Annotated in this window: 17 protein-coding genes; 8 read left to right on the top strand and 9 right to left on the bottom strand. The window is 61.2% G+C overall.

What is annotated here, in order from left to right:
• Positions 1-16: 16 nt before the first annotated feature.
• Positions 17-322 (top strand): lipopolysaccharide assembly protein LapA domain-containing protein, encoded by a 306-nt coding sequence (locus B7L72_RS17700; RefSeq protein ID WP_081138351.1) that lies wholly within the window; start codon positions 17-19, stop codon positions 320-322.
• Positions 323-1,522: a lipopolysaccharide assembly protein LapB gene (gene lapB, locus B7L72_RS17695; protein WP_081195693.1), complete on the top strand. Its 1,200-nt coding sequence runs from the start codon at positions 323-325 to the stop codon at positions 1,520-1,522. It begins immediately after the preceding gene.
• Between the two features lie 16 nt (positions 1,523-1,538).
• Here lapB and pyrF read toward each other — a convergent pair whose 3' ends face one another.
• The gene (pyrF, locus tag B7L72_RS17690) at positions 1,539-2,240 is read right to left on the bottom strand and encodes an orotidine-5'-phosphate decarboxylase (RefSeq protein WP_081195692.1); all 702 of its coding nucleotides are present in this window, start codon (positions 2,238-2,240) and stop codon (positions 1,539-1,541) included.
• Between the two features lie 301 nt (positions 2,241-2,541).
• Here pyrF and B7L72_RS17685 point away from each other — a divergent pair, with 301 nt between their 5' ends.
• Positions 2,542-2,826, top strand: coding sequence for a ComEA family DNA-binding protein (locus tag B7L72_RS17685; protein ID WP_016914360.1), 285 nt, complete (start codon positions 2,542-2,544; stop codon positions 2,824-2,826).
• A 118-nt stretch (positions 2,827-2,944) separates the two neighbouring features.
• On the opposite strand, the gene prpF is transcribed toward B7L72_RS17685, so the two are convergent.
• From prpF to B7L72_RS17660, 5 genes are all read right to left on the bottom strand, one after another.
• On the bottom strand, positions 2,945-4,123 hold the full coding sequence (gene prpF, locus B7L72_RS17680; protein ID WP_081195691.1) for a 2-methylaconitate cis-trans isomerase PrpF: 1,179 nt from the start codon (positions 4,121-4,123) through the stop codon (positions 2,945-2,947).
• A gap of 92 nt (positions 4,124-4,215) precedes the next feature.
• Positions 4,216-6,858 carry a Fe/S-dependent 2-methylisocitrate dehydratase AcnD gene (gene acnD / locus B7L72_RS17675; protein ID WP_081195690.1) on the bottom strand — a complete coding sequence of 881 codons (2,643 nt, stop codon included), beginning with the start codon at positions 6,856-6,858 and terminating at the stop codon, positions 4,216-4,218.
• Between the two features lie 32 nt (positions 6,859-6,890).
• Complete coding sequence (gene prpC, locus B7L72_RS17670; RefSeq protein ID WP_081195689.1) at positions 6,891-8,018, bottom strand: bifunctional 2-methylcitrate synthase/citrate synthase; 1,128 nt, start codon at positions 8,016-8,018, stop codon at positions 6,891-6,893.
• Positions 8,019-8,075: 57 nt separating this feature from the next.
• Entirely contained in the window at positions 8,076-8,978 is a 903-nt protein-coding gene (gene prpB / locus B7L72_RS17665; RefSeq protein WP_081195688.1) for a methylisocitrate lyase, read from the bottom strand.
• A gap of 4 nt (positions 8,979-8,982) precedes the next feature.
• Positions 8,983-9,729 carry a GntR family transcriptional regulator gene (locus tag B7L72_RS17660; protein WP_081195687.1) on the bottom strand — a complete coding sequence of 249 codons (747 nt, stop codon included), beginning with the start codon at positions 9,727-9,729 and terminating at the stop codon, positions 8,983-8,985.
• 251 nt (positions 9,730-9,980) lie between these two features.
• On the opposite strand from B7L72_RS17660, the gene pabB reads away from it, so the two are divergent.
• Positions 9,981-11,339, top strand: a complete 1,359-nt coding sequence (gene pabB / locus B7L72_RS17655; protein WP_081138335.1) for an aminodeoxychorismate synthase component I — start codon at positions 9,981-9,983, stop codon at positions 11,337-11,339.
• A 133-nt stretch (positions 11,340-11,472) separates the two neighbouring features.
• Complete coding sequence (locus B7L72_RS17650) at positions 11,473-12,093, top strand: phosphoadenosine phosphosulfate reductase domain-containing protein (RefSeq protein ID WP_081195686.1); 621 nt, start codon at positions 11,473-11,475, stop codon at positions 12,091-12,093.
• A 115-nt stretch (positions 12,094-12,208) separates the two neighbouring features.
• Here B7L72_RS17650 and cysB read toward each other — a convergent pair whose 3' ends face one another.
• Entirely contained in the window at positions 12,209-13,183 is a 975-nt protein-coding gene (gene cysB, locus B7L72_RS17645) for an HTH-type transcriptional regulator CysB (protein ID WP_081195685.1), read from the bottom strand.
• Positions 13,184-13,518: 335 nt separating this feature from the next.
• Here cysB and trxA point away from each other — a divergent pair, with 335 nt between their 5' ends.
• Positions 13,519-13,842: a thioredoxin gene (trxA, locus tag B7L72_RS17640; protein ID WP_081138331.1), complete on the top strand. Its 324-nt coding sequence runs from the start codon at positions 13,519-13,521 to the stop codon at positions 13,840-13,842.
• 57 nt (positions 13,843-13,899) lie between these two features.
• On the opposite strand, the gene B7L72_RS17635 is transcribed toward trxA, so the two are convergent.
• Positions 13,900-15,012 carry an AI-2E family transporter gene (locus B7L72_RS17635; RefSeq protein ID WP_081195684.1) on the bottom strand — a complete coding sequence of 371 codons (1,113 nt, stop codon included), beginning with the start codon at positions 15,010-15,012 and terminating at the stop codon, positions 13,900-13,902.
• A 195-nt stretch (positions 15,013-15,207) separates the two neighbouring features.
• On the opposite strand from B7L72_RS17635, the gene B7L72_RS17630 reads away from it, so the two are divergent.
• Positions 15,208-16,056: an SIMPL domain-containing protein gene (locus B7L72_RS17630; protein WP_081195683.1), complete on the top strand. Its 849-nt coding sequence runs from the start codon at positions 15,208-15,210 to the stop codon at positions 16,054-16,056.
• Here the strand turns inward: B7L72_RS17630 and serS are convergent.
• Positions 15,998-17,275 carry a serine--tRNA ligase gene (gene serS, locus B7L72_RS17625; protein WP_081195682.1) on the bottom strand — a complete coding sequence of 426 codons (1,278 nt, stop codon included), beginning with the start codon at positions 17,273-17,275 and terminating at the stop codon, positions 15,998-16,000. The genes B7L72_RS17630 and serS overlap by 59 nt on opposite strands.
• A 314-nt stretch (positions 17,276-17,589) precedes the next feature.
• Between serS and ydiJ the strand changes: the two genes are divergently transcribed.
• Complete coding sequence (ydiJ, locus tag B7L72_RS17620; protein ID WP_081195681.1) at positions 17,590-20,685, top strand: D-2-hydroxyglutarate dehydrogenase YdiJ; 3,096 nt, start codon at positions 17,590-17,592, stop codon at positions 20,683-20,685.
• Positions 20,686-20,780 lie beyond the last annotated feature (95 nt).

Below are 20,780 nucleotides of genomic sequence, written 5' to 3'. Positions count from 1 at the left end.
TAACCAGGAAACACACATGCGTTGGATCAAAGGGCTAATTCTAGCCGTCATTCTACTGATAGTGCTGCTGGTCGGCATTCTGTTTGCCGTCAATAATCAGCAAGCCATTGCCTTGAATCTGATCTGGACAGAGCTGCCTGCCGTGTCGCTGTCGGTCTGGCTGCTGGCGACACTAACGCTGGGCGTGGTGGTCGGCATGATCGCCATGCTGGGCGTGTACGTACGCCTAAGAGCCAAGCTGGTGCGTAGCGAACGCCACAACAAGCAGCAGCGCAAGGAGCTCGACCGCCTCCGCACCCAGGAGTTCAAGGAACTGGCATAAATGCAAGATGCCGTGCTGCTGGGCGTGCTGTTGACCGCCATTGTGCTGGGCTTTGCGCTTGGGGTCAGACATGCGACCAGGCGCCAGCGGCAGGCCCCTTTGTCACGCCCACCCGATCTATCTCGAGAGTACTTCGTCGGGTTGAACTATCTGCTCAACGAGCAGCCCGACGAAGCCATCAACACCTTCATTCATGCCCTCGACATCAATAGCGAGACGGCAGAAACACATATTGCCCTGGGCAAGTTGTTTCGCGCCCGCGGTGAAGCGGACAAGGCCGTCAGCATCCATCAAAACCTGCTGGCCCGCCCCGCCCTGTCGGCAGAGACCAACGAACACGTTCAACTGGAGCTGGCGCGAGACTTCATCGCTCTGGGCGTGCATGATCGCGCCCAGCGGCTGCTGGGCAGCGTTCTCGAGCACTCAAGCAACGAGCCACTGTGCCTGGAAGCACGCCGACTGTTGATCGACCTGCTGGAGAAAGAACACGACTGGCATGCAGCGCTGGAGACCGCCCAACCCCTGATCAAGCTGCAGCCAGCCATGCGCCGCCCCGCGGCCCATTGGCTGTGTGAACTGGCAGAACAGGAGATCTCTCAGGCAAGCCGCCCATTGGCTCGCAAACACCTGAAAAAGGCACTGCAGCTCGATGAGCGCTGCGTCCGAGCCACGCTTCTGCTGGCCGAGCTGGACATGGAGAGCGGCCACAATGCCAAGGCCATCGAGCGGCTCGACCAAATTCCTCAACAGGATATCGCCCACGTTCCCACCATGCTGCCGGTCTTGCAGCGCGCCTATACCCGCAACGATGACCTGGACGGCCTGGAAAACCATCTGTATCGGCTGTTGGGGCAAGCCCCCTACACCAGCGTCATGATTACCCTGGGAGCCCTCATCCACCAACGAGAAGGCGTCGACAGCGCCATCGAGCGGATCGGCACCTGGTTACGAGAAGCGCCGAGCCTGGGCGGCCTCGACTATCTGGTGGACCTTTATCTCGAAAGCGAGAAACTCTCAGGCAAAGCTTCTCCCGACACACGGCTACTGCTGCTCAAGCATCACACGGACCAGCTGCTGTCCGGCCGACATCGTCACCGCTGCCACCGCTGCGGCTTCAACAGCGACAGCCTGAGCTGGCAGTGCCCCAGCTGCAGACGCTGGGGCACCATCAAACCCGTCACGGGCGTTCAGGGCGAATAGCCGCTCGCCTCCAGCCTCAGACGCTCGCCAGCTCGCTTTCGATAGCGACCAATGCCGCCATTGGGTCTTCTGCCTGAGTGACCGGCCTGCCGATGACCAGATGAGTGCTACCCGCCTGCATGGCCTCTGCAGGCGTCATGATGCGCTGCTGGTCATTGGCCACGGCGAAATGGGGACGAATTCCCGGCGTCACCTTGAGGAAAGCATCGCCATACTCGGCCTTGAGAGACGCCGCCTCGTGGGCAGAACACACTACCCCGGCCAGGCCACTGGCATGTGTTAACGCCGCGAGGCGGGCCACTTGGGCGTCGACCCCACCGTTCACGCCAACACTGGCCAGGTCGTCTTCCTGCATGCTGGTCAGCACGGTGACGGCGATCAAGTGCGTGCTCAAACGATGATCTGCCAATCGCTGCGCTGCAGCCTCCATCATCTTGCGCCCACCGGAGGCATGAACATTGACCATCCACACCCCCTGCTCTGCCGCCGCCTGCACCGCGCTGGCAGCGGTGTTGGGAATGTCGTGAAACTTGAGATCCAGAAACACTTCGAAGCCCCGGCCATGCAACGCCTCCAGTACCGCTGGGCCGCTACGTGTGAACAGCTCCTTGCCTACCTTCACACGGCAACGGGCCGGGTCGAGCTGATCGGCCATGCACAGCGCTGCGTCAAGCGAAGGGTAATCAAGGGCAATGATGAGAGGTGAGTCGGTGGACACGCGCTTACTCCGTGCTCGTTAGATCAACAATGGAAAGGTTCATGTCTGTCACGAACCCGTTCAATGGGCGACGGTCTGCCACCCTGCTAGTGTAACAGCCCTCGTCACGCGGCTGTGTAAGCGATTACCGACACCCCTCATGGCAAACGGATTACAAAAACTATCGGCAATGGCTTACAGCGCGAGGCGCGCCAAAAGATTAAGTTGACTAAGGACGCAAGCAATTCGGTCATGCTGGCGATCGAGGAGGCTTGGCTCTTGGCGAGCCGAGCGACGAACCAACACCGATGAGGTACTTCACATGCAGAAAACGTTCAAGGGATTTGTAGCCGCACTCGTGATGTCACTGTGCCTGGGTTTGTCCAGTGCCGCGCTGGCCCAGGCAATCGCCCCCATCAATGTCAATAGTGCCGACGCCGAGCTGCTGGCGGAACTGCCGGGCATTGGCCCCAGCCGGGCGGCCGCCATCATCGAGGAGCGTGAAACCAACGGCGCTTTCGAGAGCGCTGACGACCTGACACGGGTCAGCGGTATCGGCCCGGCCACCGTTGACCGGATGCGCGACCAGGTCGTGGTAGAGGATTAATCACATCACAAGCAACATCATGACCACCCCGCCCGTCACGGCAAGCCTTACGCCCATACCGTGACGGGCACCATTCGGCAAGGGGCACCAGGGTGGTCAAAGCAGTGCCTGCCGTCGATTACAGCACATCACCAGGCACGCGTACTCGCCCTTCCATCAATACCCGGGCACTACGACTCATGACCGCCTGATCGATTTGCCAGCGTTCCTCCACCAGGCTGGCCTTGGCGCCTACCCTGAGCGTGCCGGAGGGGTGGCCAAAAGTGACCGACTCCCGTTCGCTGCCGCCTGCCGCCAGGTTCACCAGTGTCCCCTGAATGGCCGCTGCCGCGGCAATGGCCACGGCCGCAGTGCCCATCATGGCGTGATGCAACTTGCCCATGGAGAGCGCCCTGACCAACAGATCGATCGACTCGGCCTCGACCCGCTGCCCACTGGAAGACGTATAGCCAGCCGGTGGTGCCACGAACGCCACCTTGGGCGTGTGCTGACGGCTGGCGGCCTCGTCCACATGGGCAATCAACCCCATCTTGACGGCCCCATAGGCACGTATTCTTTCGAACCTGGCCAGTGCATCCGGGTCGCCGTTGATCGCCTCTTGCAGCTCACAGCCGCTGTAACCCAGTGCTTGCGCATCGATGAACACGGTAGGAATACCCGCATTGATCAGCGTCGCCTTGAGCACTCCGATGCCGGGCACCTCCAGCTCATCCACCGGTTGCCCCGTGGGGAAGATCGCCCCCTCACCGTCGGCAGGATCCAAAAATGCCACCGGAATCTCGGCAGCAGGAAAGGTGACGCCATCCAGCTCGAAGTCTCCGGTTTCCTGAACGGCGCCGTGGCTGATCGGCACCTGGGCCACGATGGTTTTCTGTATGTTGACCTGCCAGATGCGCACTTCCACGACGCCGTTTTCAGGCACCCGCGCGGGGTCGACCAATCCATTGGCCACGGCATAGGGGCCCACCGCCGCAGACAAGTTGCCGCAGTTACCGCTCCAGTCCACGAAAGGCTTGTCGATGGACACCTGCCCAAACAGGTAATCCACATCATGCTCCGGGGAAGTACTTTTCGAGAGAATCACCGCCTTGCTGGTGCTGGACGTGGCACCGCCCATCCCATCGATCTGTTTTTCATAGGGGTCGGGGCTACCCATTACCCGCAACAGCAGCCTGTCTCGCGCCTCACCCGGCTGCTGCGCTGCGGGAGGCAGGTCACTGAGGGTGAAAAACACCCCTTTGCTGGTGCCACCTCGCATGTAGGTGGCGGGAATACTCATCTGCGCTGCGTGCGCCATGGTCACTCTCCTGACAACGGCCTGACACGCGTCAGGCCGTCGATGTTCACTCGTTGGGCTTTCCCTTCCGATGCTACGCTGGGACAACGCGGCTAGACAGCGGCGCTGGATTCCAGAAAATCCTGCGCAAAGCGTTGCAGCACACCACCGGCGGAGTAGATGGTGACCTCCTCGGCGGTGTCCAGGCGGCACACCACCGGCACACGCTCCACAGCCCCCTGCTGGCGATGGATCACCAGCGTCAGTTGTGCCCTGGGGGCAGGGGTTCCTTCCACGTCGTAGATTTCGGTGCCATCCAGCGCCAGCGTCTTGCGGGTCGTGCCCTCCTCGAATTGCAGCGGCATCACGCCCATCCCCACCAGATTGGTGCGGTGGATACGCTCGAAGCCTTCCGCCACGATCGCTTCGACCCCGGCCAGAGCCACACCCTTGGCCGCCCAGTCACGAGACGACCCTTGGCCATAGTCGGCACCCGCGATGATGATCAGCGGCTGTTTGCGCGCCATATAGGTTTCGATGGCTTCCCACATGCGGGTCACGGTGCCTTCCGGCTCGATACGCGCCAGCGAGCCTTGCATGACCTTGCCCTGCTCGTCGTGCACCATCTCATTGAAGAGCTTGGGATTGGCCAGGGTGGCCCGCTGGGCGGTCAGGTGGTCGCCGCGATGGGTGGCGTAGGAGTTGAAGTCCTCCTCCGGCAAACCCATGGCATGCAGATACTCGCCAGCGGCGCTGTCCATGAGGATGGCATTGGACGGCGACAGGTGATCCGTGGTGATGTTGTCCGGCAGGATGGCCAGCGGGCGCATGCCTTTCAGCCCCCGCTCTCGGGCCATGTTGCCCTCCCAATAGGGAGGCCGCCGGATATAGGTGCTCTGCGGGCGCCACTCGTAGAGGGGGCTCACCTGAGGTCCGGCACGCTTGTCCAGGTCGAACATGGGAATGTAGGTTTCACGGAACTGCTCCGGCTTCACCGACGCCTTGACGATGGCATCGATTTCGCTGTCTTCCGGCCAGATATCCTTGAGAGTGACCGGATTGCCCTGGGCGTCGTGACCCAGCACGTCCTGCTCGATATCGAAACGGATGGTGCCCGCAATGGCATAGGCCACCACCAACGGCGGCGAGGCCAGAAACGCCTGTTTGGCGTAAGGGTGGATACGCCCATCGAAGTTGCGGTTACCCGACAGCACCGCCGTGGCATAGAGATCGCGACGAATGATCTCCTCCTGGATACTCGGCTCCAATGCGCCGGACATGCCGTTGCAGGTGGTGCAGGCGTATGCCACCACGCCGAAGCCCAGCGCTTCCAGCTCGCCCATCAGCTCGGCTTCTTCCAGGTACATCTTGACCGTCTTCGACCCCGGAGCCAGCGAGGTCTTGACCCACGGCTTGCGGGTCAGGCCAAGGCGGTTGGCGTTTCGGGCAATCAGGCCTGCCGCCACCATGTTGCGTGGATTGGACGTATTGGTGCAGCTGGTGATGGCCGCAATGATCACCGCCCCATCGGGCATCCTGCCTGCGGCCTCCTCTTCCCGAGCCTTGTCCAGCCCGACGGCAATGCCGCGCTTGGCAAGCTCCGTGGTAGGCAGGTGGGCATGCGGGTTGGAAGGCCCCGCCAGGGTACGCGTCACGCTGGACAGGTCAAAACGCAGGATGCGCTCGTAGACTACCTGCGTCAGGTCGTCGGCCCAGAGCCCGGTATGCTGGGCGTAGGCCTTCACCAGGGCTACCTGCTCATCGTCACGGCCGGTCAGCTTGAGGTAGTCGATGGTCTGGTCGTCGATATAGAACATCGCCGCCGTGGCGCCGTACTCCGGGGTCATGTTGGAGATGGTCGCCCGATCTCCCACCGACAGCGCGTCGGCACCTTCCCCGAAGAACTCCAGATAGGCGCCGACCACGCGCTCGCGGCGCAGAAACTCGGTAATCGCCAGCACCATGTCAGTGCCAGTGATACCGGGCTGCAGCTTACCCGTCAGCTCGACACCCACGATATCGGGCAAGCGCATCATGGAGGCGCGCCCCAGCATCACGCTCTCGGCTTCCAGCCCCCCTACCCCCACGGAGATCACGCCCAGCGCGTCCACCATGGGCGTGTGGCTGTCGGTGCCCACGCAGGTGTCCGGGTAGGCCACCTGCACGCCCTGCTCATCCGGGCGGCACTGCACCACCGGAGACATCTTTTCCAGGTTGATCTGGTGCATGATGCCGTTGCCAGGAGGAATCACGTCGACGTTCTCGAACGCCAGCTTGGTCCAGTTGATGAAGTGAAAGCGGTCGTCGTTACGCCGATCTTCCACCTGGCGATTCTTCTCGAAGGCGTCCTTCTCGAAACCGGCGTGCTCCACGGCCAGCGAATGGTCGACGATCAGCTGCGTCGGCACCACCGGGTTCACCTTGGCAGGGTCACCGCCCTTCTCCGCGATGGCGTCGCGCAGCCCGGCCAGGTCGACCAGCGCGGTCTGGCCCAGGATGTCGTGGCACACCACCCGGGCCGGGTACCAGGGAAAGTCCAGCTCCTGCTTGCGCTCGATCAGCTGCTTGAGGGCGTCGGTCAGCAGCGCCGGATCACAGCGCCGGACCAGCTGCTCGGCCAGCACCCGGGACGTATAGGGCAATTGGGCATAGGCACCGGGCTGAATCTCCTCGACGGCCTGGCGCGTATCGAAAAAGTCCACTGGTGCGCCCGCCACCGACACATTCGGCAGCGGCTTGCGATAATTCGTGTTCATGATGCCTCTCACTTGGTCACAGAGCCAAACGCCTAGTCACGGGCCTCAATGGGCACCCATTCGCTCTTCTCCGGGCCGATGTAGTCGGCGCTGGGGCGAATAATGCGGTTATTGGCACGCTGTTCGAACACGTGGGCGGCCCAACCGGTCAGCCGCGACATGACGAAGATGGGCGTGAACAGCTTGGTCGGAATATCCATGAAGTGGTATGCGCTGGCGTGGAAGAAATCGGCATTGCAGAACAGTTTCTTCTCCCGCCACATGACCTCTTCGCAACGTACCGATACCGGGTAGAGCACGGTGTCGCCGACGTCGTCCGCCAGCTTCTTCGACCACTCCTTGATGATCGCATTGCGCGGGTCGGACTCACGATAGATGGCATGGCCAAAGCCCATGATCTTCTCTTTGCGCTCCAGCATGCCGAGCATCTCCCGCTCGGCTTCGTCGGGTGAGCGCCAGTGCTCGATCATCGCCATGGCCGCCTCGTTGGCGCCACCGTGCAGCGGACCGCGCAGGGAGCCAATCGCTCCTGTGACGCAAGAGTGCATATCCGACAGCGTCGAGGCACACACCCGCGCGGTGAACGTGGAGGCATTGAATTCGTGCTCGGCATAGAGAATCAGCGAGACGTTCATGACCCGAGCATGCAGCTCGGAAGCGGGCTCACCACGCAGCATGTGCAGGAAGTGACCGCCCACCGAGTCATCGTCGGTCTGGGTGTCGATGCGCACGCCGTCGTGGCTGAAGCGGTACCAGTAGCAGATGATCGACGGCAGCACCGCCAGCAGCCGATCCGCCACGTCCTGCTGCTGATCGAAGCTCTCTTCGGTTTCCAGATTGCCCAGCATGGAGGCACCGGTACGCATCACATCCATGGGATGGGCGTCCTTGGGAATCTGCTCGAGCACCGTCTTCAGGGCCTCGGGCAGCCCACGCAGACCTTTCAGCTTGGTAATGTAATGATCGAGCTCCGCCTGATTGGGCAGCTTGCCCTTGAGAAGCAGGTACGCTACTTCTTCGAACCTGGCCTTCTCAGCCAGCTCCTTGATGTCGAAGCCGCGATAGGTCAAGCCGGAACCGGTTTTACCCACGGTACACAGCGCCGTCGAGCCCGCACTCTGCCCACGTAATCCTGCACCTGCTAGCGGTTTATCAGCCATGGTAGTCTCCTGACGTACTCAGTATTGTCACTGTTATTAGATGTGTTGCCTGCGCACTCAAGCGTCTTTTTGTTCGGCGAACAGCGCATCGAGCTTCTGTTCGAAATCGTGGTAATTCAAGAAGTCGTACAGCTCATCGCGGGTCTGCATGGTGTCGACCACCTCGCGCTGATGGCCATGCTCCAGAATGCTCTGGTAAACCTTCAGGGCCGCTGCGTTCATGGCGCGGAAAGCCGACAGTGGATAGAGCACCATCCGGCAGCCGACGTCCCCCAGCTCCTGCTGGCTGAACAGCGGCGTGGCGCCAAACTCGGTGATATTGGCCAGAATCGGCGCATTGACGCGCTGGCAGAAGGCGCGATAGTCGTCGAGGGTATGCACGGCCTCGGCGAAGATGGCGTCGGCCCCTGCTTCCACACAGGCGTTGGCGCGCTCGATGGCGGCATCGAGCCCCTCTTTCTGGAAGGCATCGGTGCGTGCAATGAGGTAGAAATCCGGATCCAGCCTGGCATCGGCCGCAGCCTTGATGCGGTCCACCATCTCCTGCTGGGAAACGATCGCCTTGTTGGGGCGATGACCGCAGCGCTTCTGAGCGACCTGATCTTCCAGATGCACTGCGGCGACTCCGGCGCGCTGCATCTCTTTCACGGTGCGCGCAATGTTGAACGCGCCGCCCCAGCCGGTATCGATATCCACCAGCAGCGGAAGCTCCGTGGCAGCACAGATACGATGCGCGTCTTCAACCACGTCGTTCATGGTCGTCATGCCCAGATCCGGCAGGCCGAAGGAGGCATTGGCCACGCCGCCGCCGGAGAGGTAAATGGCCTGGTGCCCCACGCGTTCGGCCATCATGGCCGTATAGGCATTGATGGTGCCCAGGATGGGCAACGGGCGCTGGGCTTCCAGCGCGGCACGAAAGCGCCCACCGGGGCTCAAGCGAGAAGTGGATGAAGCAGTCATGACATCAGCTCCTGTCTTCGGTTGTTGTTTGTTGTTCAAGAATGGCGGCGTAGCGGTCTGCCACGTTCGCCCGTGACGCGCTGACATGGCGACGCATCAATAGCTCGGCCAGCTCGGCATCGCCGGCCTCAATGGCATCGACAATCCGGTGGTGCTCCACGAACGCCCGCTGAGGGCGGGTACCACTGGCGCTGAACTGCGTGCGATAGAGGCGCACCAGGTAGTAGAGGTCATCACACAGCAGGTTCATCAACATTTTGTTGTGACTGCCCTGAACGATGCGATAATGAAAATCGAGATCGCCTTCACGCTGGTAATAGGCTTCCCCGCGCTTGAGGTCGCCCTGGCTTTCGTGCAGCGCCAGAACGTCTCGCAGCCCCTGGATTTCCTCGGCAGACATGTGCTCAGCCGCCAGCCGCGCCGCCATGCTTTCCAGCGCCTCGCGCACGTCGAAAAGCTCCAGCAGCTCTTTCATGGACAGCTTGACGACCCGGGCACCCACATGGGGCACGCGCTCGATCAATCGGTGCGCTTCGAGACGCCGCATGGCCTCACGCAGCGGCCCCCGGGAAATACCGTAGGTTTTCGAAAGCCCGGGCTCGGTGATTTTGCTGCCGGGCGCCAGTTCCCCTCGGACAATGGCGCTTTGCAGCTGGTGAAACACCCGCTCGGCCAGCGTGCGTACTTCTGGCGAAACGACGTCGGTGGCGTCGCTGCCCGGCTGAGGTGGAGTGGAAACAAGTAAGGTCATGGGAATTGTCGACAATTGAGGAATAACAAGACTGTAGCCCGCCGCTTTTCTGGCGTCAACCTCGCAAAATAAGCGTTTTTATTCACCTTTCGTTGCAGTGCTGCCCGCCTCACTCATCCAAATGTCTACAATCCCTCTGTTATTGTCCTGACGCTTACTGTCAGCGTGAGAACCCCGTCGATAATCGCGACTGGTGTCCTCGACGTCAGCGCCCTAAAATGTGGCGCCCTATCCGGTTTGGCGTTTGCTTCATGACAACGGCGTTGACGATCTCCGCTCTGCCCTATTTCTCCGCCCCCCTGGACACCTTTGCCCGCTTACGGCAACGGCCCGGGGCGGTGCTGCTGGACAGCGGCCGGCCCGTGGCCACCAGCGGCCGGTATGACATTCTGAGCAGCGACCCACTGGCCACGCTGGAAATCTGCGCAGATCATCAAGCACATCTCAGCTCTTCTACGCTAACGCTACCGGCGCATATTGGCAGTGACAGTACAGCGCAACAGCAGTGGCTGCTGGAACAGCTGCCCGTGCCCACCCTCGACAGCGAACTGCCCTTCCTGGGCGGTTTGATCGGCTACTGGAGCTACGACTTGGGCCGCCAGGCCTGTTCAGTACCCAGCCAGCACCCGCCCGCTACTCAGCTGCCGCTGGCCCGCCTGGGCCTGTATGACTGGTGCATCACCTTTGACCATGTCACCCAGCAAGCCTGGCTGGTGGCCAGCGATGCGCGCCGTCGAGAGGTGCTGGCCTGGCTGGAAGAAGCCCCGCCAGCAGGCGAGCCTTTCACGCTGACACAGCCGTTCAAGGCCCAGCTCAACCAGGCCGAATATACCGAGCGCTTCGAGGCCGTACAGCGCTATATCCGCGCCGGTGACTGCTACCAGATCAATCTTGCACAGCGCTTCTCCGCCCGCTACGAAGGGGATGAGTGGCAAGCCTATCTGCAGCTGCGACGCGCCACACCGACGCCTTTCTCGGGGTATATGGCCTGGCAGGGCCAGGCAGTGCTGTCGCTGTCGCCCGAGCGCTTCATTCAGTGCCGTGATGGCCGCGTCGAAACCCGCCCCATCAAGGGCACCAGGCCCCGCGGCGAAACGCCCGCAAAAGATCAGGCGCTAGCCGAGGAGCTACTCAACAGCACCAAGGACCGGGCCGAGAATGTGATGATCGTCGACCTGCTGCGAAACGACCTCGGGCGAGTCTGCACCCCCGGCTCGATACGCGTGCCGCAACTTTGCCAACTGGAAAGCTACCCCAACGTGCACCATCTGGTTAGCGTCGTTCAGGGAGAGTTGGCGCCCGCACACTCACCGCTTTCGGTGCTCACGGCAGCCTTCCCCGGCGGCTCGATCACCGGCGCGCCCAAGATACGCGCCATGCAGATCATCGATGAGCTGGAACCCTGCCAGCGTAGCGTCTATTGCGGAAGCCTGGGCTATATCGACATCCGTGGCAGCATGGACACCTCGATAGCCATTCGCACCATGGTGGCCGATCACGGTAGCCTGAGTGTATGGGGCGGCGGCGGACTGGTCGCCGACTCTCAGGCAGACGAGGAGTACACGGAAACCCTCGACAAGATCCGCCATCTGATTGGTGCTCTAGAATAAATCAGCGCTTTGGAATAAAAAAGAAGCACTGTTACATCAGAAAGGAATATAAAACCCAAACCAAACGGTATTGGGGCACTACACAGGGCTTTGGTAGCCTAATGGCATCGCACGCTTTTCAACAGGAGGCAGCATGTCCTCAGCTCTCGAAGCCATTCATCAAGAGTACGCCAACGACCCGCAAGGGTTAATCGAGTGGGCGTTCCGTCAGGGCGAGCGCCCTATTTGCACCACCAACTTTCGCCCTTTCGAGGCCGTGATCCTGCACATGGTGACGCAGGTTCGCCCGGACACTCCTATCGTCTGGATGGACAGCGGTTACAATACCGAGGCTACCTACCGGTTTGCCGACGACGTGATTCGACGACTCGACCTCAACCTGGTGAGTTTTTTACCCCAGCGCACCCGCGCCCACCGGGAAGCCCTGGACGGCCCCATGCCGGGCATCGACGACCCGCGCCATGCGGCGTTCACTCAGGAAGTAAAGATCGAGCCGTTCGAGCGCGCCCTGGCCACCATGCGGCCCGACATCTGGTTCACTGCCCTGCGCGCCGAAGACACGCCCGAGCGAGCCAGGATGCAGTCCGTTAGCCGCAACAGCGACGGCCTGCTGAAAGTGGCGCCGCTACTGAAGTGGACCGCCAAGGACATGTACGAATACCTGCAGGCCCATGACCTGCCCAACAACTTCGACTACTTCGACCCCACCAAGGTGGAAGAGAAACGCGAATGTGGGCTGCACCTGCAGCATTGATATTGATATAGCCACCTGACGAGTTCACCGCCCTGTTCACCACAACATAAAGCGGTGAACGGGGCGGTGAGTAGGTGGGTGAGTTGGTTTATCAACCCTGAATCACTGGCCTCGCTCAATATTCGGGGAGTTCGACACCTTCGAACAGCGCGTGCTCATGGCGAGGCCCCGCCGTGAGCGCTTCGTCCACTCGGTCGCGAGTCAGGTGGGGAGCAAACCGCGCGAGGAAGTCATACATGTAGCCGCGCATGAATGTGCCACGACGAATGCCGATCTTGGTGGTGGAGCTGGCAAACAAGTGGCTGGCGTCCAGCGCCACCAGATCGTCATCCTGGGCAGGGTCCACCGCCATATGAGCCACGATGCCCACTCCCATGCCCAAGCGCACATAGGTCTTGATGACGTCGGCATCAGCGGCCGTCAGCACGACGTTAGGGGTCAGCCCCTTGGCCTTGAAGGCATCGTCCAGCTGCGAACGCCCGGTGAAGCCAAAGACGTAAGTCACCAGCGGATACTCGGCCAGCGCCTCGAGGGTCAGCGGCCCGTCCAGCGAAGCGAGCGGGTGCTCCTTGGGCACCAGCACGCAGCGGTTCCAGCGGTAGCAAGGCAGCAGCACCAGGTCGGTAAACAGCTCCAAGGACTCGGTGGCAATGGCAAAGTCCGCCTGCCCTTCACTCACCATCTGGGCAATTTGTTTGGGCGTACCCTGCTGCATGTGTAGCGCCACGTCAGGATACTTGAGCGTGAACTCGCTAATGATCGGCGGCAGCGCATAGCGGGCCTGGGTATGCGTAGTAGCGATGACCAAACTGCCACGGCGCTCGTCGCTGTGCTCCTGGGCGACCTGCTTGATGTTTTCGGCAAGCTTGAGCACTTGCCCGGCCAGCTCGATGATCGACTGGCCAGCGGGGGTGACACGCGTGAGATGCTTGCCACTGCGAGCAAAGATCTCCACGCCCAATTCGTCTTCCAGCAGGCGAATCTGCTTGGAAACACCTGGCTGAGAGGTAAACAGGCTCTGGGCAGTTGCTGACACATTCAGGTTATGTCGATTGACTTCCCAGATATAGCGAAGTTGCTGTAGCTTCATATCCTCACCTAATGTTCGATGCCGGGAAACGCCCCAAACGCCCCGCGCTGCTGCCACTGCGTACCTGCCCGATGCTCGGAGCATGACGCTCTACGAACACAATTGTGAATAAAAAAATGATCTATAATTCCCATATAGTATAAAAAATCAGCGCTATCAGCATCCATTAATTTTTTCTATTTCAGCGCAAAACGCATCTGGAATTTGCCAGCATCCGCCGTGACCGCTAACATCTGGCAACTTGGCGCGGTGAAAGAGCGCTGGTAAATCGCGTATAGACCGTTGCTCCATTTGAGGCAACGTAACTGCAAGAGCAACGCAAACGGGAGAAGCAAATGGCTAACAATGTTGATGTCACCAACGCCAATTTTGAGCAGGAAGTCCTCAACGCCGAACAGCCTGTCCTGCTCAAATTCTGGGCCCCCTGGTGCGGCCCATGTAAAGTCATGGCACCTGTGGTCGATGAAGTCGCTGCCGAGCGCGGCGACAATCTGAAAGTCGTCAGCGTCAACGTAGACGATGCACCGGAAATTGCTGCTGAGCAGGGTGTACGTGGCGTGCCCACGGTCATGCTGTTCAAATCGGGCACCAAGGTCGCTTCGCTGGTCGGCGCGCAATCCAAGTCGCAACTGACTCAGTTCATCGACCAGAACGTCTGAGCACTTCCAATCACCGCTGGCCTCGCCAGCGGTGATTGCCCCTCTCGCCGCCTGCCCCTACTGCTCCTGCTTATCCCGCTTCAGCGGTGGCCGCCGCGCATCGCCCGGCTGAAGAGTCGAACGGCGCTGCTTGCCAGGCCCTAACAGGTGCGCCATCCAGCGCGTTTGTGGATGACTGTCCAAGGCAATCTTGAGCGTCATGGTCAGCACCACCGACAGCAACATACCCGCCGCGCCGAAAATCCAGCCCCATACCACCAGGGAAAGAAACGCCACAAAGGTGGATAGCCCCAGCGCCTGCCCCATGACCCGCGGCTCGACCAGATTGCCCAGAATGAAGTTGATGACCAAATAGGCCGACGCCAGCATGAACGCCTGCAGCACACCGCCATCCTGAGACACCAGCAGCAGCAAGACAGGAGGAATGGCCGCCAGGGCAGAGCCAATGTTGGGAATGAAGTTGAGGGCAAAGGCCAACACCCCCCAGAGCAGCGGAAAATCGACCCCTACCATCAGGCAGGAAAGCCACACCAGAACACCAGTAGCCAGGCTGATGGCCGTTTTCACGGCCAGATAACGCTTCAGGGTCAAGCTGAACTCGCTGAAACGCTTCAGGCTGGGCGCAGGGTTTTCCAGGGCGCGCGAGACCTTGTCACGAAAGTGCAGCGTCTCGAACAGCATGAAGATCACCAACAGCGCCACGATGGTGCCCTGCATGAACAGTGAACCCAGCTCGCCCAGCAGCATGGCAACCCATGAGCCATCGTCTTCCATGGCAAACACCGAGCTCAGCTGCTCCGGGTTGATCGCCAAGCCATGGGACGCCAGCGTATTGAGCAAATTCCAGTAATGCTCGTACAAGCGCGCCTCGATGTCCGGCAGCGCTTGTACGAAAGTGCCGAAGCTGTTGACCACCAGCAGGCCAATCAGGGAAATGAAGGCCAGTAGCACCAGCAGCGTCAGCATGGCTGCCGTACGCCGACTCAGCCCCCAGCCATGCAGCCACTGCACTGGCGACGTGCACACCACCGCAATGAACACCGCCAATAGCAAAGGCACTAGCAGATCGGCACCTACTTTCATTCCGGCAACGATGACCACCAGCGCGGCCAGCGCCAGGGTAGCGTTAAGTGGAATACTGCGATAATCCTCATCTGACAACTTCGACATAGCCTGATCCTTAGCATGTTATCCGTACATAATGGCTGCTGGCGTGACAATGCACAAACCGTGCACCTATTAAGAAAGACGCCCTCACGACTCATTAGCCTGTGAACTTTCCGTGTATCTCTGCTTCAAAGCTGCGGGTAATGACCCACATTCGCTCTCACAACACATTGGCTCTCTCAGCAAGGAAGTGACTCCATGAACACCCAGCTCAACTCCGTCAATCGGCTGCGCCACCCTGTCAAACGCCTTCGTCATGGCGTGTTGGGAGGCGCCCTGCTCGCGCTGTTGGTCGCCCCCATCACCCAGGCAGCCCCCCCTCCCCCTGGCGTCTTCGTGCAAGCGCAGTCATGGGTCGAAGTCGAGCCCGACAAGGCGACGCTCAGCGCACGCCTGTGGGAAAACACCTCTGCCGTGTCTGCCCTGGAAGATACCCGAAGCGATGAGCTGAGCGACGCCCGGCAGCGCCTGGAGCAGCGCGCCAGTGAGCTGATTGCGGCCATCGAGGAAGCGGGCATCGAGCAGCGCGCCATCACGGCGGGCTCGCTCAACGTCTACCCCGAGTACGTGGCAGGCCCGCGTAGTGACGACGGCGAGCAGGAGAACCTGATGCGTACGCGTCTCGAACGCCCGTTCAGCGTCGAACTGGCTGACGTAGAACAGCTGGGGGATGTGCTGGACGCGCTGATCGGCGCGGGGGTCAATGCCCTGGATGGCGTGCAGTTTGACCTGCACGACCGCGACGCCGCCACCGATGAAGCATTGACCAAGGCACTGGAGAAGGCCCGTCACAAGGCCGATCTGATGGCCACCACCCTTGGCGTGGAGCTGGGCCATGTCCAGCGTATCGAAGAGACCCAGGCGCCCATCTTCCAGCCACGCATGATGGCCATGCGGGCCGAGAGTGACGCCGTGGGTAGCGGCTCAGCCAGCGACTATCGCCCCGGCACCATTCGCATCGATGCTGGCGTGAACGTCGAGTGGGCCATTACAGGGCAAGACGCTCCTGACCGCCCAGATAGCGCTGAAGAGGCGCCGGCACGCTAATCGAGCCATCCGCCTGCTGGTGGTTCTCCAATACCGCCAGCAGGCACCGCCCTACCGCCAGCCCCGAACCGTTCAGGGTATGCAGCAGCAGTGGCTTTTTCGAATCCGGGTGGCGGTAGCGGGCCTGCATGCGACGCGCCTGGAAGTCTTCGCAGTTGGAGACCGACGAAATTTCCCGATAGGTGTTCTGGCTGGGCAGCCACACTTCCAGGTCGTAGGTTTTCGCTGCCCCAAAGCCCATATCCCCTGTGCAGAGCGTCACGACCCGGTAAGGCAGCTCCAGAGCCTGCAGGATCGCCTCGGCATGCTCGCGCATCTCCTCCAGCGCCGCATAGCTCTTGTCGGGCTCGACGATTTGCACCATTTCGACCTTGTCGAACTGGTGCTGACGGATCATGCCCCGGGTATCGCGTCCATAAGCGCCCGCTTCACTGCGGAAGCACGGCGTATGGGCGGTCAGCTTCATGGGTAGCGCCGACAGCTCGACGATCTCGTCGCGCACAAAGTTGGTCAGCGGCACCTCGGAAGTGGGAATCAAGTGGTACTCTCGCTCATCGTCGAGCTTGAACAGGTCTTCACCAAATTTCGGCAGCTGCCCCGTTCCCATCAGCGAATCGCGGTTCACCATGTAGGGCACATAGCACTCTTCGTAACCATGCTGCTGGGTTTGCGTATCCAGCATGAACTGGGCCAGTGCACGATGCAGACGCGCAATCGGCCCACGCATGACAGCAAACCGCGCCCCGGTCAGCTTGGCTGCCAGTTCGAAATCCAGATAGCCCGAACGCTTGCCCAGGTCCACGTGGTCCAACACCTCGAAGTCGAACTCCCGGGGCGTGCCCCAGCGGTGCAACTCAACGTTGTCGTCTTCGTTCTTGCCTTCCGGCACGCTGTCATGGGGCAGGTTCGGAATACCGCTGATGGCATCGTCCCACTCCTCCTGCACCTCAGCCAACTCTTTCTTGGCCTTGTCCAGGCGGTCGCCCAGGTCACTCACTTCATCCAGCAGCGGCTGGATGTCTTCGCCGTTGGCCTTGGCCTTGCCAATTGCCTTGGAACGCATGTTGCGCTCGTTTTGCAGCTGCTCGGTCTGAGTCTGCAGCTCACGACGGCGCGACTCCAGCGCCTGCAGTGCCGCTGTATCAAGTTCGAAGCCCCGCCGGGCCAGTTGTTGCGCCGTCGTCTCCAGATCACCGCGCAGCAGTTTCGGATCGAGCATGAGGTATTCCTTGGCCAGAATTCAATGACACGCGCCGCCCAGGGCGCGACAAAGGCGACCATTGTAGGCAAAAGCGCGGACGGGAGCCATGGCCATTGTACGAGGGAAAAGCGGACATGAAGATTGTAGGCGTTTGGCTATAGCAAAACGCTGCATTTTAAAGCTAAGGTAGTGCAAAGCCTCACCATACTGAGCAACCATAATCTCTCTCGGTCTCGCCAGCGCCAACGGCCAGGCAAGATGCACGCCTGGAGTAGCTGGGGTAAAGTACGCTATTCCTCTATTCGCCCCCAGCAGTGACGGCTCGATTCACCATGATTGCATCTCTGGATACCCGCACGGCCCCCGCTGAACGTTTGAAGGGCCACTACGTCCGCTTCCTCGACGCCCTGCGCGCCTGCGGTTTCGAGGGCGAAATCGCCCCGGATTACGCCAACCGCACCGTGCTGGCCACCGATAACTCGATTTATCAGCGCCTGCCCCAGGCAGCGGTCTTCCCCAAGCACGCCGAAGACCTGGAGCGCCTGGCCAAGCTGGCTGCCGAGCTGCCCCACCGGGAAGTGGTGCTGACCCCCCGAGGTGGCGGCACCGGTACCAATGGCCAATCGCTGACCGACGGCATCGTGGTTGACGTTTCCCGCCACATGAACCAGATCCTCGAGATTGACGTGGAAGCACGGCAAGTGCGGGTGCAGGCCGGAGTGGTCAAGGACCAGTTGAACGCCGCTCTGAAACCCCACGGGCTATTTTTTGCCCCCGAACTGTCGACCTCCAATCGGGCCACCATCGGTGGCATGATTTCCACCGATGCCAGCGGTCAGGGCAGCTGCGAATACGGCAAGACCCGCCATCACGTACTGGCGCTGGATACCATCCTGCTCGGTGGGCAGCACCTGCACAGCCGCCCGCTGAGCGAGGAAGAGGAGCAGCAAGCACTGGCCGAGGAAGGCGTCCTGGGGAAAGTACACCGTACCGCTGCCACCATCATCGACCAGCAGAAGGCGCTGATCGACGCCAAGTTTCCCCCGCTCAACCGCTGCCTGACCGGCTATGACCTGGCCCATCTGCGTGAGGACGGCCAGCTCAACCTGAACAGCCTGCTGTGTGGCTCCGAAGGCTCGCTGGGCTTCCTGAACGAGGCGGTGCTGAACGTACTGCCGATTCCGAAGCACGCAACGCTGGTGAACGTTCGCTATGCCAGCTTCATGGATGCGCTGCGCGATGCCAAGGCGCTGATGGCCAGTAGCGCCCGCCCTACCTCCATCGAGACCGTGGACGACACGGTGCTGCAGCTGGCCATGGAAGATTTCGTCTGGGACAGCGTGGCCGAGTTCTTCCCGGCGGGCAGCACGCCCATACAGGGCATCAACCTGATCGAGTTCAACGACGACGACGCCGATACGCTGGCCGAGCGAGTGGCGGCATTCACCCGGCACCTTGGCCAGGACACCCGCGTCGAGCGGCTGGGCTACACCCTGGCGGAAGGCCGCCCGCAAATTCAGAAAGTCTACGCCATGCGCAAGCGCTCGGTGGGCCTGCTGGGCAATGTGCAGGGAGAAAAGCGCCCGCTACCCTTCGTGGAAGATACCGCCGTGCCGCCGGAACACCTGGCCGAGTTCATCGCCGAGTTCCGCGCGGCGCTGGATGCTCGCCAGCTCTCCTACGGCATGTTCGGCCATGTGGATGCGGGGGTGCTGCACGTGCGCCCGGCACTGGACATGAAAGACCCCGAGCAGCAAGCGCTGATTCGGGAGATTTCCGATGAAGTGGTCGCTCTGACCCAGAAATATGGCGGGCTGCTGTGGGGTGAACATGGCAAGGGCGTGCGTTCGGAGTATGGCCCCACCTTCTTTGGTGAGCTGTACCCTTGCCTGCAGCAGATCAAGGCGGCCTTCGACCCGCATAACCAGCTCAACCCTGGCAAGATCGCCTCGCCCGCTGAAAATGCCCCGCTGATCGCCAGACAGAGCGACCCGGAGCTGCTGCGCGTGGATGGCGTAACGATGCGCGGCCAGCTGGACCGCACCATCGACGAACGCGCCTGGCAGGCTTACGACGCAGCGGTTTACTGCAACGGCAACGGCGCCTGCTACAACTACGATGTGGACGACCCCATGTGCCCGTCGTGGAAGGCCACCCGCGACCGCCGACACTCTCCCAAAGGCCGTGCCAGCCTGATCCGGGAATGGCTGCGCTTGCAGTCTCAGGCAGGCATCGACGTGGTCGAAGAGTCGCGCAAGAAGAAGGCCGAACGCAGCTGGGGCTTTATCAAGAGCTTTCCCAAGCGAGTGATGAACACCCTCAGCCGTCAGCAGCACCACGACTACTCCCACGAAGTGTACGATGCCATGGCAGGCTGCCTGGCGTGCAAATCCTGCGCAGGCCAGTGCCCTATCAAGGTCCACGTGCCTCAGTTCCGTGCGCAGTTCCTGGAGGTCTACCACGGCCGCTATTTGCGCCCGCTGCGCGACTACGTGATCGGGGGCACCGAGTTCATGCTGCCCGCGCTGACCAGGATCGCCCCTCTGTATAACGCCGCCCTGGGGCAGCGCTGGGTCACCCAACTGATGCACAAAGGGCTCGGCATCAGCGACTCCCCCACGCTCTCCCGCGCCAGCGTGAAAAAGCAGCTGCGTGCCTGGGGGGTGGCAGAAGCCACGCCTACGTCACTGGCCCTGCTCACCGAACAGCAGCGCGCGCAGAGCGTGATCATCGTGCAGGACGCGTTCACGACTCACTTCGAAGCCAGGCTGGTGATGGATGTCGTAGAGCTGCTGTCGCGGCTGAACCTGCGCGTGTTCGTGATGCCGTTTTCCACCAACGGTAAGCCGCTCCACGTACAAGGCTTTTTAGGTGCCTTCGAGCGCACCGCGGCCAAGCAGGCCAGGCGCCTGCGGGCGCTGAGCGAGTTCGACGTGCCCATGGTAGGCATCGACCCAGCCATGACGCTGACCTATCGCCAGGAGTACGTCAAAGCGCTGGGCAGCGAACAGGTGCCCACGGTGCTGATGCTGCAGGAGTGGCTTGCTACCCGTGTCAACACGCTCAATCCCAGCCCGGTGAAGCTGAATGACCCGGGCTACAAGCTGCTTTCCCATTGCACCGAAAAAACCAACGCGCCGGGCAGCCCCAAAGCGTGGCAGCAGGTGTTTGCTGCCTTTGGCTTGCAGCTGGAGCTGGCCACCACGGGCTGCTGCGGCATGTCGGGTACTTACGGCCATGAAAGCCGTAACGTCGCCACCTCCAAAACCATCTACGCCCAGTCTTGGCAGCCTCAGGTAGAGGCCGAAGAGAACGCAGGCAAGCTGCTGGCCACCGGGTACTCGTGCCGTAGCCAGGTGAAGCGTTACTCAGCGCAAACGCTGGCTCATCCGCTTCAGGCGCTGCTCCACTGCCTGCGTAGCCAATAACCGCCTCGAACCGCAACGCGAAGGGCCTGCTGTCTCCAGCAGGCCCTTTGGTTTTCCGGCGGTTGCCGCTAATCCGTTAGCTCTCTTCCTGCTGT

Origin of the sequence: Halomonas sp. BC1 (genome assembly GCF_002078135.1) — a bacterium.
Classification (GTDB): domain Bacteria; phylum Pseudomonadota; class Gammaproteobacteria; order Pseudomonadales; family Halomonadaceae; genus Vreelandella; species Vreelandella stevensii.
This window is presented reverse-complemented; position numbering and strand designations above follow the sequence as displayed.

Coding starts and splice junctions, on each gene's coding strand:
- acnD (WP_081195690.1), bottom strand. CDS start 6,858: ATGAACACGAATTATCGCAAGCCGCTGCCGAATGTGTCGGTGGCGGGC.
- pabB (WP_081138335.1), top strand. CDS start 9,981: ATGACAACGGCGTTGACGATCTCCGCTCTGCCCTATTTCTCCGCCCCC.
- B7L72_RS17630 (WP_081195683.1), top strand. CDS start 15,208: ATGAACACCCAGCTCAACTCCGTCAATCGGCTGCGCCACCCTGTCAAA.
- B7L72_RS17650 (WP_081195686.1), top strand. CDS start 11,473: ATGTCCTCAGCTCTCGAAGCCATTCATCAAGAGTACGCCAACGACCCG.
- B7L72_RS17635 (WP_081195684.1), bottom strand. CDS start 15,012: ATGTCGAAGTTGTCAGATGAGGATTATCGCAGTATTCCACTTAACGCT.
- B7L72_RS17660 (WP_081195687.1), bottom strand. CDS start 9,729: ATGACCTTACTTGTTTCCACTCCACCTCAGCCGGGCAGCGACGCCACC.
- prpF (WP_081195691.1), bottom strand. CDS start 4,123: ATGGCGCACGCAGCGCAGATGAGTATTCCCGCCACCTACATGCGAGGT.
- trxA (WP_081138331.1), top strand. CDS start 13,519: ATGGCTAACAATGTTGATGTCACCAACGCCAATTTTGAGCAGGAAGTC.
- cysB (WP_081195685.1), bottom strand. CDS start 13,183: ATGAAGCTACAGCAACTTCGCTATATCTGGGAAGTCAATCGACATAAC.
- prpB (WP_081195688.1), bottom strand. CDS start 8,978: ATGACTGCTTCATCCACTTCTCGCTTGAGCCCCGGTGGGCGCTTTCGT.
- serS (WP_081195682.1), bottom strand. CDS start 17,275: ATGCTCGATCCGAAACTGCTGCGCGGTGATCTGGAGACGACGGCGCAA.
- B7L72_RS17700 (WP_081138351.1), top strand. CDS start 17: ATGCGTTGGATCAAAGGGCTAATTCTAGCCGTCATTCTACTGATAGTG.
- B7L72_RS17685 (WP_016914360.1), top strand. CDS start 2,542: ATGCAGAAAACGTTCAAGGGATTTGTAGCCGCACTCGTGATGTCACTG.
- lapB (WP_081195693.1), top strand. CDS start 323: ATGCAAGATGCCGTGCTGCTGGGCGTGCTGTTGACCGCCATTGTGCTG.
- prpC (WP_081195689.1), bottom strand. CDS start 8,018: ATGGCTGATAAACCGCTAGCAGGTGCAGGATTACGTGGGCAGAGTGCG.
- ydiJ (WP_081195681.1), top strand. CDS start 17,590: ATGATTGCATCTCTGGATACCCGCACGGCCCCCGCTGAACGTTTGAAG.